The sequence below is a fragment of the Oscillatoria salina IIICB1 genome, assembly GCF_020144665.1.
Taxonomy (GTDB): Bacteria; Cyanobacteriota; Cyanobacteriia; order Cyanobacteriales; family SIO1D9; genus IIICB1.
Window position 1 is genome coordinate 34,252 of record NZ_JAAHBQ010000035.1, and the last position, 11,302, is coordinate 45,553.

Sequence of the window (11,302 nt, forward strand, 5' to 3'; positions counted from 1 at the left end):
AATGCTATCTTAGTTCAGTTGACTTAGTTTGCAGTAATTCCTCTTTAGTTATTGGTGTTCTTCTCAACGTATCTAACGAAACTACAAACTCACCTGTTTTTAGTTTGATATTTAGAGCATCAATAACTGATTTTACAGCTAAAAAACTAGCATTTTCATAATCTGTTTCTTCATATTCTCGAATTTTTTCTGCTGATATTCCTGATAATTCACCAAGTTCTTCGCAACTAAGTTTAGCCGCTAGGCGAGCTTTAATACAAATTTCGGCTAAACAGTCAATATCGCTAATTTTTAAAACAATTGGCTGACTTTGACTGTGAGATCTTAGAAATTCATACTCATTAATTTCTTGTTTTAATCTTAATAGCTGACTTTGAAACGAATTATATAATAATTCCCAACCTTCAGGATCGTTTTTTCTCTTATCTTCGTCTCTGTCTAAACCAGCTAAAGATTGTTGAAACTTGTCAATCCAATCAAGAGTATTTTTATACTGTTGCTCATTTTTAATCATCATCCTCTCAGACAAATCTCATCCAGCCTGAATTAACTTATCTTTCAGTAGTTTACCTAAAATCGAGATGCCCCGCTCAATTACTTCTGGTGAATGAGAAAAATTGATTCGCATTGCGTTATAACCCCCTTGTCCAGGAAAAAATGAATTTCCTGGTGAAACAAGTACATTTTGCGCCAAGGCTTCTCGGTAAACGTCCAATAAAGGCAACTTTTCCGGTAGCTGCACCCATAAGAAAATACCGCCTTCGGGAACTGTCCAAGTAGCTTCGTCAGGAAAATAACGTTCTAAAGCTGCTAACATTTGATTGCGATTTTGCAAATTACTTGCTTGTAAACGTTTCAAGTGACGGCGATAATGACCAGATCCTAAATATTCGCTGACTATAGCTTGGGAAACAGTAGAAACGTGCAAATCGTGGAGTAATTTTTGTTCTAATAAATTGGCATAATTTTGCCCAGTAGCTACCATATAGCCGACTCTTAATCCAGGCATTAATGTCTTAGAAAATGTCCCCACATAAATCACTGTATCTTCGCGATCTAGTGCTTTTATTGGTGCTGGTGGGGGCTCGAAACTTAAACCTTCATAAGCATTATCTTCTAAGATTAAACATTCATATTCTTCTGCTAAAGCTAGCAGTTGGCGCCGATGAGAAGTTGAGGTAGTTAATCCAGTAGGATTTTGTAAGGTACTGACAGTATAAATTAACTTTGGTCGATGACTGCGAAGATATTGTTCGAGAAATTCTAAATTCATTCCTTCCCCAGTGATGGGAATACCTATAATTCTGGCGCCAATATCTTCTAAAATTGCTAAAGCACCGTGATAGCCGGGACTTTCAACTATTACCCAATCTCCCGGTTTAACGTAGTAACGAAAGATTAAAGATAAGCCTTGCGCGGAACCATTGGTAATAATTAAATTACCTGGTGAAACGGCTAATCCTTGCTGAACTAACATTTGGGCAATTTGTTCGCGCAAACGACATTGTCCGTGAGCTAAACCATAGTTAAAAAGTGTATCAGAGACTTGTTTCATTGCTCGTCGGGCGATACGCTGAAGGTCATCTAAATCTGATTTGATCGGTAAACCGCCGCTTAAGTCAATGATTTCTGCGGGATGACAAACTGCGCGGGTAGAAGCTTGATATTGAGCGATAAAGGAACTATTTCGCTGTTTAGCAACGATCGCGTCTTGTTTCGGTGCAAAATTTGATTCTCGTTTCGGTGAGGTGGCTGTTTCCGAGTTGACAAAATAACCTGCACCGGGACGTGCGTGAATTAAACCGTCAGCTTCCAAAACGCCGTAAGCTTCAATTACAGTCAGTTTATTGACTTGGGTACTATTCGCTAAAGAACGAATCGAAGGTAAACGATCGCCAGGTTTTAATGCTCCTGACTCGATTAAGCGATGCAGGCGATCGCGTATCTGCAAGTATACGGGTTTGGTCGCACAACGGTCTAGGGGAATTCTCACAATTTCGTCCTCCCTGGCACTAATTGCCAGTGTAGTCTTTCACTGGGCTAATTACCTAGTACAGTTTTGCTAATTTTTACTAGTACAGTTTCACTTTTCGGCAACTGTACTACTCAAACTGAGGAAATCTGTACCTTCTCAGTTATCTATTTCTCGGTCATAGTAAAAATAGTTCCATATTTTAGCGCGCAAAGACGCATTCCGTAAGGGTAGACGCAAAGAAAGAGGTGTAAGACGATGAGAAATGGCGCTATTCGAGCTACAGTTACGCCAAAAGATGTTAATTTGGGGTTTTTGTTCGAGAAAATTTGGCAAGTTGTTGCTAAAGATATTGTTTGGGAATACCTCCTCAATATTACGGTACGAAGTTCTGAGCCGCGAATTTACGAAAAGCGCGATCGCTACGGAAAGACTTATTGGCAAGTTTACGATCCAGTTACTAATTTCTGTTATTCTTTTGATTCGGAAAATGAAGTCCGAATTTGGTTAGAAAAACGTTACTACAGTAAGTAAAAATTAATTAGTTTACGATGAGATTATGCTGAAATTAGCTTACAAACTCAATTATCAAGAGCGCCGCAATTGCTTTAACTCCAAGTTAATCCAACTCGTCAAACAAGTTTGGCTTTTTAGCCTTTACTACGGCAAGTTTATTTCCACTCGTCCCGAACAAAGAAACAAGATTTAGATTCGAGTATCTTAACTATGTTAACCCGCGATTCCCAATCCAAACCAGGAAAATTTTTCTCTCGCTTTGACAACCTAAAAGCAGCAAAAAAGCCAAAAGATCGACCCCAAATTAAACTACAAGTTTGTGTAGTAACCAAACGAGAAATTTCTGAATTTCGCCGAGGTGAAAAACAAGTATTACAGCTCGGATAAAGTTCGTAGTGAGGGCTTTAGCCCTCATTGAATAAACTCCTAAATATATAGAATATAATCGCCAAAAAGATACAGATGTGCTAAACTAATTCTCAATTTAAATTTACTGAGCATAAACACAAACAAAAAGCCAAACAATGCAACGTAAAAATATTTCTAGCAATACACCTTGGGAAACAATTGTCGGTTACTCAAGAGCAGTGCGTATTGGTTCGACTATTCATGTTTCTGGTACTACTGCAACCGATAACGATGGGAAAATTATCGGTATTAACGATCCTTACGCGCAAACTATTCAAATTATCAAAAATATCGAGACTGCATTAATTAAAGCAGGTGCGAGTTTAAAAGATGTCGTGCGATCGCGTATTTATGTTACAAATATTGACGATTGGGAAAAAATTGGTCAAGCTCATGGTAAGTTTTTCGGTGAAATTCGTCCCGCAACGACGATGGTAGAAGTTAGTCGTTTGATTTCCCCAGAAATTTTAGTAGAGATAGAAGCCGAAGCAATTATTTCCGAGTAAAATACCGAGCATAGATAATGGGTTTAAAATTAGAGAAAGTTATTCCTTGGGGACGCTCTTTTACTGAATATGTCAGAATGTTTAACCTCACTTCTGACGAATTACAAGGTAAAATAATTGATTGTGCGGGAGGTCCAGCTAGCTTTAATGCAGAAATGAATAAAAAAGGATACAAAGTTATTTCCTGCGATCCAGTTTATCAGTTTTCTGCGGAAGAAATTGCTCAAAGAATTGCCGAAACTTATCCAGAGATAATTAGTCAGGTAGCAGCTAACCAAGATAATTATGTCTGGAAAGAAATTAACTCTCCTGATGAGTTAGGAAAAGTCAGAATGGCTGCAATGGAAAAATTTTTAGCTGATTTTCCCGCAGGAGTTGGTGAAGGACGTTATTTAACTAATGCTTTACCTAATTTACCTTTTGAAGAAGATAAATTCGATTTAGCTTTGTGCTCCCATTTTCTCTTTAGTTATTCTGCACAATTATCGCAAGAATTTCATTTAGAAGCGGTAAGAGAAATGTGTCTAGTTGCAAAAGAAGTGCGAATTTTTCCTCTTTTAAATTTATCGGGGGAAATATCTCCTCACCTTTACTATGTTCGAGAAATGTTAGCCAAACAAGGCTATACTTGTCAAATAAAACAGGTTGAATACGAATTCCAACAAGGAGGAAATCAACTTTTGGTTATTAAGTAAGGTGCGATTTGAACACACCTTTATCTAGATTTACATTTTGCCTTTTTCCATTACCTGTTTGAGATGTTCGCGAACTTCCTTAGCGGTAGAAATATCTTGCTCTTGAAGTTTCTTAAATAGTTCTACGCAAGGTTTTGAGTCTTTTGCTTGAGCATCTTGAATATAAGTATCGTAAGCTTTTATTGCTTCCGACTTATTGTGTAAAACGCTTAGTAAGTCGTATTCTAGATCGCTAACTGCTTGATTAGCCATTAATTTTTCCTCCGATATTTTCTGCAATCAATTACAGTGAATTCTCAGGAATTATTCATCTGTCTAAAAGTAGAAGTAGGCATTTTAAACTGTTGAAGCTAGTGACATCCTCCCCCACCATAATCAAAGATTTGGTGGGGGCTTCCAAGAATCACTTCTTGGGTTTCCTGGTTTTTCCCTGACGGGGTTGCGACACTTGCCTAGACTGAATTACTCCAGCCCCCGGTAGCTCGTCTGCACAGGCAGTTTCCTTTCCCATCTGTCCAACGGTACTAATTAACTTAATTCCTCTGTTTCTGATATTTTGACCTGCTGCCACATCCCGATCTGTTTTATATTTACAATGAGGACAATCGTGAATTCTCACACTCAGGTCTTTTTTGACTTCTTCCCCACATTCAGGACACTGCTGAGAAGTCCCTTTTGCGTCAACTGTACTAAAGAACTTTCCACGCTTCCAGCACACATACTTGACAATGCTTCTAAATTGTCCAAACGCAGCGTCGAGCATCTGTTTTCCAAACATTCCTTTAGCAGTAATGCGATAATCCAAGTCTTCCATAAAGACCATATCACCTGCATCACAAAGCGCATGAGCTTGTTTGTAATGAAAGTCTTTCCTCGTGTTGTCGATTTTGTGGTGAAGACGAGCAACTTGAAGACGTTGTTTCTCATAATTCTTAGACCGCTTCTTTTTCCTAGACAACCTACGTTGCAGCAATTTCAGCTTGCTTTGCAGTTGTTTAAAAAATTTAGGCGGCTTGACAAGAACACCGTCACTGGTTGCCAAAAACTTTTCCAACCCTACATCAACCCCGATGGGATGTCCATGAGGCATGGGGTCGGGAACACTGACATCGCACTGCAAAGAGATAGAGGCATACCATTTATCGGCTTTCCTCAAAATCCGTACCTGTTTAACCATAAATCCCGTAGGAATTGGTCTATGCAAATTGATGGGGATTGCTCCAATTTTGGGCAGTTTAACGTGCAAGTTGGTTACTGGATTTTCTTGAAATTGGGGGAATAGCAATGACTTGAATTGACCAAACTTTTTGAAGCGGGGAGCGCCAAATCCTCGTTTCTGGAAATATTCCCATCCCTTGTGCAACTGCTTAATAGTTTGCTGGAGAACTTGAGAAGGAACTTCGCTCAATCTGGGAAATTCTTTCTTAGCCTTGGGCAAATTATTAAGTTGCTGAATTTCGCTCTTGAACTTTAATTCGGGAGAGAGGATGTACTCTTTTTCCAAAGAGCATCTATCTACCAAGCACTTACCAAAAAAAATGGGTTTAAAGCCTCGCTGTTCTACGGCGACTTTGATTGAAAAGAAACTAGAAAGTTAGTACAATAGTTGATAGCAAGTAAAACTAAAATCTACGTGATTCTTCGCTCTAGTAGGTCGAAATCCCGGTAAGTAAGAAACAACGGTTAGATTGGCTCTAACGGCAGTATGACTAAACCACTGCAAGCTTTCTTCAGAGCGAGGAGCGTACTAAACTAGCTGAGTGATGGATGTTTGAAAGCATAAAACTCAAAAAAGTAAGCGCAATATATGCGGCTATATGTCAACATATTGAGCGTCTAGAGGCAACTTGACTGTGCCTGCAAGAGGAAAGAGAACTACTTGTGAATCCCCTCCCTTTAGCAACGCGGAGGGAGGGGAGTAGTCAAGACTGTTACACCAATCTTTTATCTGTCGAAGTGCATAATTGTATGCTCCTCGACAGATATCCATCCACTCAATGAGTTTCTGCTCTTGAGCGGCATCTGGATAGATTCGTATCGATGGGTAAGTGTCAGCATTCTATTATTGTACGGGATTTACTGGTAAGAAACGCACTACTAAATGTTTTGTTTAGGGACATCGAATCCCGTAAAATTAACCTGGGGGAGTCCATGTATCCCAACGCCAAATTAAAAATTATGGCGTGGGTCTTATAGCTCCCCCAAGCCGCTACAAAAAGATAAAAAACCAGCCTATGGTTGCGGCTGGTGTTTTGAGCTTGCTGTGTTGGGAGGAGAAGTCGATATTGAGACAGTGCAGTTCAATGGCAAATTTCGAGACCAAAAAACTGATTTATTGACTTTCTGTAATTAAATGTAACAAACTTTTGGAGATTGTGCAACATTTCTTTACAGATTGGCCATAGCAATACTCATGTACTATATAAAGTTTTGCTTCAGATTGAGAAAAAAGAGTAAAAATGAGTTACAGGAAGAGTTACAGGGATGTTAGCAGTTTCTGCCACTTTCTCTAGCATTGAGCCAAAAAAGTAGAGATACAATTGACTCTTTCCTCTGCCACGTTAGCAAAAAGTGAGTAATCAAGACATAGATTTAATTTCCTGTTATCTGAAAGGATGAGGGAAATGCTATAAAGTGGTTGGTCTAGTTCTGTTTCAATTTGGACATTACGAATTTCTCGAAACGCATACTCAGAAACTGTAGTATTCAATAAACCTCTTTCTTCAACAAATAAGGTTCTAATTGACTTGTCAAAACTCCATACCACTACTTTATTCAATTTTGACAAAGCGAAAAATACAGTAAAAATGATAAAAATCCAAGCAACTAAATGCGCTATCAAACGTTGGTCTGAGTCCACTATAGGTATCAGAAATGTTACTATTCCAATTATTAAGAATAAAACCGTAAATCCCCAGTTTAACAGTGGGTAATGGCGGAGTACAAGCTTTGTTTCTGTATTCAATAAAACTTTCATGAGCTTATTATTTTACAATGTGGAATAGGAGACTGCTGAGGCTGGAGACAAAGATTCTTTGAAATAGAAAATAATTTTAACTGATAACTGATAACTGTTCGCTGATAACTGGTAACTGGCTAAGGTGCTACAGTCCAAATCAGGTAAGCTGCCCAAACTGCTGCGACAACTGCTAAAATTGTGACCCAAATGGGATAACCTGTGCGGATGGTTTGATTATTTTTGGTAATTGTATCCACATCTACCCAAGGGGTACTACTGCGACGCAGCCAACCACAAACGGTTACTTGTTGGTTTACCCAGTCGGTAGGGTTTGGAAAGAAAGGTAAAATTCCGCCAAGAGGTCCGATTTTGCTGTAAAAATGCAATTTAATTAAGCCTGTAGGTGTTTCTAATACTAAGTCTTGTACAAGACGATTACTTAAACCTCGACGACCTAAAAGTTTACCTTGTAAGCGTACTCCTTGACTATCTGGAGGTAGAGAAGTTGTGTCTGCTAATAAGTCTTGTAAGCGAGGATCGGTGCGTGTGGGAGAAAGTTTGATGTCGGGAAAATAGCCGTTAATCCAAATAATAATACTGAGACTAAAGGCGGCTAAAATGCAAGCGTTGAGGAAAGCCCCGGCGTTGTGCAACCAAATTAATTGCCAAATGTTGAGCCAATCGGCGATAATACCAATTAACCAAAAGGTGATGCGTAAAACTATGCCGAAAAAGATACCTGCAAGGAAGGCACTTTGTAAGATTGGTAAGGCACGATAACTGTTTTTGATTTTCTCGAATTTAGCGGTATTATTAGGAGGTGGTGGGGCGATCGCGGGAAGGTTAAATTCGGGTTCGAGTTGCCAAAAGTATGCGTAGCGGCTGAGAAGATAAAGACGATCGCCTGTTAATGCGTGTGAGTTAGTCGTTTTTAACCAGTGACGGTAGGGGTTCGTACATTCCCAAGCGAGAACGGTTTCTAAGGGGGTATAGTGAGGTAAACTGCCGAGGTTGATTCCTTGACGGTAGCCGATGGGCATGACAAGATCGAAACCTTCGAGGAGAAAGCTGGTATAGCCGTATTTTTTGAGATCTTCAGCGATCGCGATCGCCATTTTCACGATTCCCCGACATACTCCATTAGGATTTCCCGTAGTTTCGGCAGCGAAGCGATCGCTATAATAATTTCGCCTTCGGGAAAACCACAATAACGGCAATCGCCACAGCCAATAAATGCCGTAAAATAAAGCTGCGATCGCCGCAAAGATACCTCTAACCAAGGAAATGACAAATTTGGGCAAATTGGGGTAACGATGGCTGAGAAGCTGCGGAAATCTGTCTCCGAGGATGGAAATTTGCCAGTAAATTGTATAAGGAATTTGAATTACTGACAGTACCACAGACATAAAAATAAAGTCTCTGTTGACGATATGGGCTAACTCGGAAGCATAGACAGTGGCAATTTCATCATCATCGAGACGATCTAATAATCCCTGACTGACAACAATTCTCGCAGTTCGAGGTAAGTTACCGTAACACATCGCTAGGGGAATGTCAGTGGGTAATATACCCAGTTTTGGTAGGGGAATCTTCCGCTTGCGACAGTATCTTGGTAACAGTTTCGCTGCTTCCGGACTCTTTGAGGCGAGTTCGGATAATTTGAAAGGCTGGAATTCGTGAAATAGCTGGAAATAGCCATCTAATAGCCAAGGACAAACTATTAACAAAATTACCAGGAAAATGAGTAATGCAGAGGTAGGATCGCGATAGAAAAGTTGAATTGGTTGCAAGTATGGCAAAGCTACCAACCAATCATTAATTAATTCCAAGGCTAGTTCGATTGTGGCACGAAAGACCCAAAAAAAGGCGATCGCCGTAACTGCTTGGACAAACCACAGCCGACGAATTTTCAGGCGTTTCATTGGTTTCCAGCGTTGCGCGCGTTCCTGATTTCGCCACTGACGACCCGCCCGAAACACAGTCGCACCAACGGATTCGGCTTGTTGAATTGGAACCGGAAGCCCAACTTTTTCTTCTATTTGAGCTTGTTGAGATTGAATCTGTTTTGTGTATTCAGCTTCATAACCAAGATTGGCGGCTGCTTCTGCATCTGGATAACGCCGTCGCAAATCAGCGAGAGTTTTCTCAGCCCATCGGTTATCGGGAGAAACTTCACTGAGTTGTTGACAAAACGCGATCGCCTCAGCAATTCTGCCGCTATTAGTATAAGCCACAATCAGCGCTTGTTGAGCGCGAGCAACAACAGCCGGATCGAGTTCCACCGCACAAACAGCTTGAAAATGCGCGATCGCCGTGTCATAATCTCCCTCATTGAGTGCTACTTCTCCCGCTTTGATCGAAGGATCGCCAATAGATGCCATAAACTTCTACCCCACTCTTACCGATCCTAAGATAACCTTTGTTGTCAGTTGAACGAAAAGGCGCGATCGCAGTTGATCTAGCAATACCAGTTATAGTTATGCCAATTTGCTTTAGCTGTACAACATGAAATTGTGTAGAGACGTTGCATTTTAGTCTCTACATAGAATCTAAGGAAAATAAACTACCTTACTCCGGTTGTATTCCCACACCCACAGGTGCAGTCGAATTCAACTTTAACTCCGGATGGTCTGTTTTCACCTGCTGCAAATTCCATTCATTCCGAAATAGCAAAACCGGACGACCCCAATTATCTTTCACTGTCATCGTATTAAACAATCTCCCGACTTTTTTCAAAGCCGACCAACCACCCTCGACCCAACGTGCCAAACTATAAGGTAAAGGTTCCAAGCGAGTTTCTGCACCATATTCACTTAAAAGGCGAAACTGCACGACTTCAAACTGTAATTGTCCCACAGCCGCAATAATTGGATCGCGCTTAAACTCATCAGTGTCGTACATGATTTGCACTGCACCTTCTTCGCGTAATTCTGTAATTCCCTTATGGAATTGTTTGAACTTAGAAGGATTGGGATTTTTCAAATAACCGAATAACTCTGGAGAAAAGCAAGGAATCCCTTCATATTCGAGTTTTTGACCGTTATAAATCGTATCCCCGATCGCAAAAACTCCCGGATTATTCAAACCAATCACATCGCCAGGATAAGCCACCTCAATTGATTCTCGCCCTTGAGCAAATAATTTTTGGGGTCTGGACAAACGTACTGTTTTCCCAGTACGGGCGTGACTAACCGTCATATCCTTTTCAAACTTACCAGTACAAACGCGAATAAACGCCACGCGATCGCGGTGTTTTGGGTCCATATTCGCTTGTAACTTAAAGACAAAACCGCTAAACTCCGGATAAGTTGGCGGCATTTCGCCCAAGGAAGAATTACGCGGTTCGGGTTTCTGGGCGTATTCGAGAAAAGCTTCCAGAAACAGTTTGACCCCAAAATTAGTCATCGCACTCCCAAAGAAAACCGGAGTCATCTTACCCTCATTTACCAAATCGAAATCCAACTCAGGACCAATCTCTTCGAGGATTTCCAACTCTTCTTTAAGTTGATAATAAAGGTCTTGTTCGAGAAGCTGTTCAATTTTGGGGTCGCCCAAATTAACAACCGTATCCTTAGCCGCCCGACTACCATGTGCTTGACGTTCAAAAAGGTGAATTTGATTCAAACGGCGATCGAAAACACCCTTAAAGCGATCGCCCATCCCAATCGGCCAATTCACCGCATAAGTTTGCAGTCCGAGTTCCTGCTCGATCTCATCCAGCAATTCTAACGGTTCCCGTCCCGGACGATCCAACTTATTCACAAAAGTAAAGATCGGCAAACTCCGCATTTGACAAACCTCAAACAACTTACGCGTTTGCGGTTCCAAACCTTTAGCAGCATCGATCAACATTACCGCATTATCCGCCGCCGCCAAAGTTCGATAAGTATCTTCACTAAAATCTTGGTGTCCCGGAGTATCCAGCAAATTAATTTGGAAACCTTGATAGTCAAACTGCAATACCGTCGAAGTAATCGAGATACCGCGCTGTTTTTCCATCTCCATCCAGTCAGAAGTCGCTTTACGCTGTTCTCGTCGCGCTTTCACCGCACCTGCTTGGTGAATTGCTCCCCCATAAAGTAAAAGTTTTTCAGTTAGCGTCGTCTTACCCGCGTCGGGGTGAGAAATAATCGCAAAATTCCGTCTTTGAGCAACGGCGTTTTCTAGTTCAGTTTGAGTGTCAATAATCATTACGAATGTTCTCGATCGGTAAATTCACGTAAGATACTTGGGATTTGCCCGTGCT

13 protein-coding genes are annotated in these 11,302 nt (G+C 40.8%); 5 read left to right on the forward strand and 8 right to left on the reverse strand.

The genetic code is table 11. The annotated features are described in order from the left end of the window. Positions 1 to 4: 4 nt before the first annotated feature. Together G3T18_RS12075 and pdxR are read right to left on the reverse strand one after the other, a co-directional pair. The gene (locus tag G3T18_RS12075; protein WP_224410807.1) at positions 5 to 517 is read right to left on the reverse strand and encodes a DNA-binding protein; all 513 of its coding nucleotides are present in this window, start codon (positions 515 to 517) and stop codon (positions 5 to 7) included. Positions 518 to 532: 15 nt separating this feature from the next. Then, positions 533 to 1,993 (reverse strand): MocR-like pyridoxine biosynthesis transcription factor PdxR, encoded by a 1,461-nt coding sequence (gene pdxR / locus G3T18_RS12080; RefSeq protein WP_224410808.1) that lies wholly within the window; start codon positions 1,991 to 1,993, stop codon positions 533 to 535. Between the two features lie 237 nt (positions 1,994 to 2,230). Here pdxR and G3T18_RS12085 point away from each other — a divergent pair, with 237 nt between their 5' ends. The 5 genes from G3T18_RS12085 (at position 2,231) to G3T18_RS12105 (ending at position 4,097) form a co-directional block, all read left to right on the forward strand. Next, positions 2,231 to 2,506, forward strand: coding sequence for a hypothetical protein (locus G3T18_RS12085; protein ID WP_224410809.1), 276 nt, complete (start codon positions 2,231 to 2,233; stop codon positions 2,504 to 2,506). Positions 2,507 to 2,531: 25 nt separating this feature from the next. Further along, positions 2,532 to 2,681, forward strand: coding sequence for a hypothetical protein (locus tag G3T18_RS12090; RefSeq protein WP_224410810.1), 150 nt, complete (start codon positions 2,532 to 2,534; stop codon positions 2,679 to 2,681). Between the two features lie 17 nt (positions 2,682 to 2,698). After that, a complete protein-coding gene (locus G3T18_RS12095; protein ID WP_224410811.1) occupies positions 2,699 to 2,875 on the forward strand; it encodes a hypothetical protein in 177 nt (58 codons plus the stop codon). 137 nt (positions 2,876 to 3,012) lie between these two features. Continuing rightward, positions 3,013 to 3,402 (forward strand): RidA family protein, encoded by a 390-nt coding sequence (locus G3T18_RS12100; protein ID WP_224410812.1) that lies wholly within the window; start codon positions 3,013 to 3,015, stop codon positions 3,400 to 3,402. 17 nt (positions 3,403 to 3,419) lie between these two features. After that, positions 3,420 to 4,097 (forward strand): SAM-dependent methyltransferase, encoded by a 678-nt coding sequence (locus G3T18_RS12105; RefSeq protein ID WP_224410813.1) that lies wholly within the window; start codon positions 3,420 to 3,422, stop codon positions 4,095 to 4,097. A gap of 30 nt (positions 4,098 to 4,127) precedes the next feature. Here G3T18_RS12105 and G3T18_RS12110 read toward each other — a convergent pair whose 3' ends face one another. The 6 genes from G3T18_RS12110 to G3T18_RS12135 all read right to left on the reverse strand — a co-directional run bounded on the left by G3T18_RS12110 (position 4,128) and on the right by G3T18_RS12135 (position 11,247). After that, positions 4,128 to 4,349: a hypothetical protein gene (locus G3T18_RS12110; RefSeq protein ID WP_224410814.1), complete on the reverse strand. Its 222-nt coding sequence runs from the start codon at positions 4,347 to 4,349 to the stop codon at positions 4,128 to 4,130. Between the two features lie 151 nt (positions 4,350 to 4,500). Then, entirely contained in the window at positions 4,501 to 5,619 is a 1,119-nt protein-coding gene (locus G3T18_RS12115) for an RNA-guided endonuclease InsQ/TnpB family protein (RefSeq protein WP_263480384.1), read from the reverse strand. Positions 5,620 to 5,910: 291 nt separating this feature from the next. Next, positions 5,911 to 6,135 (reverse strand): helix-turn-helix domain-containing protein, encoded by a 225-nt coding sequence (locus G3T18_RS25760; protein ID WP_224410830.1) that lies wholly within the window; start codon positions 6,133 to 6,135, stop codon positions 5,911 to 5,913. A 471-nt stretch (positions 6,136 to 6,606) separates the two neighbouring features. Then, positions 6,607 to 7,074 carry a hypothetical protein gene (locus tag G3T18_RS12125; RefSeq protein ID WP_224410815.1) on the reverse strand — a complete coding sequence of 156 codons (468 nt, stop codon included), beginning with the start codon at positions 7,072 to 7,074 and terminating at the stop codon, positions 6,607 to 6,609. 119 nt (positions 7,075 to 7,193) lie between these two features. Beyond that, positions 7,194 to 9,437 carry a M48 family metalloprotease gene (locus tag G3T18_RS12130; protein WP_224410816.1) on the reverse strand — a complete coding sequence of 748 codons (2,244 nt, stop codon included), beginning with the start codon at positions 9,435 to 9,437 and terminating at the stop codon, positions 7,194 to 7,196. A gap of 187 nt (positions 9,438 to 9,624) precedes the next feature. After that, a complete protein-coding gene (locus G3T18_RS12135; RefSeq protein WP_224410817.1) occupies positions 9,625 to 11,247 on the reverse strand; it encodes a peptide chain release factor 3 in 1,623 nt (540 codons plus the stop codon). Positions 11,248 to 11,302 lie beyond the last annotated feature (55 nt).

What these genes read in the sequence shown, in the direction of transcription:
- G3T18_RS12135 (WP_224410817.1), bottom strand. Translation starts at nt 11,247, where the DNA reads ATGATTATTGACACTCAAACTGAACTAGAAAACGCCGTTGCTCAAAGA.
- G3T18_RS12130 (WP_224410816.1), bottom strand. Translation starts at nt 9,437, where the DNA reads ATGGCATCTATTGGCGATCCTTCGATCAAAGCGGGAGAAGTAGCACTC.
- G3T18_RS12110 (WP_224410814.1), bottom strand. Translation starts at nt 4,349, where the DNA reads ATGGCTAATCAAGCAGTTAGCGATCTAGAATACGACTTACTAAGCGTT.
- G3T18_RS12125 (WP_224410815.1), bottom strand. Translation starts at nt 7,074, where the DNA reads ATGAAAGTTTTATTGAATACAGAAACAAAGCTTGTACTCCGCCATTAC.
- G3T18_RS12100 (WP_224410812.1), top strand. Translation starts at nt 3,013, where the DNA reads ATGCAACGTAAAAATATTTCTAGCAATACACCTTGGGAAACAATTGTC.
- G3T18_RS12075 (WP_224410807.1), bottom strand. Translation starts at nt 517, where the DNA reads ATGATGATTAAAAATGAGCAACAGTATAAAAATACTCTTGATTGGATT.
- G3T18_RS12090 (WP_224410810.1), top strand. Translation starts at nt 2,532, where the DNA reads ATGCTGAAATTAGCTTACAAACTCAATTATCAAGAGCGCCGCAATTGC.
- G3T18_RS12085 (WP_224410809.1), top strand. Translation starts at nt 2,231, where the DNA reads ATGAGAAATGGCGCTATTCGAGCTACAGTTACGCCAAAAGATGTTAAT.
- G3T18_RS12105 (WP_224410813.1), top strand. Translation starts at nt 3,420, where the DNA reads ATGGGTTTAAAATTAGAGAAAGTTATTCCTTGGGGACGCTCTTTTACT.
- G3T18_RS12095 (WP_224410811.1), top strand. Translation starts at nt 2,699, where the DNA reads ATGTTAACCCGCGATTCCCAATCCAAACCAGGAAAATTTTTCTCTCGC.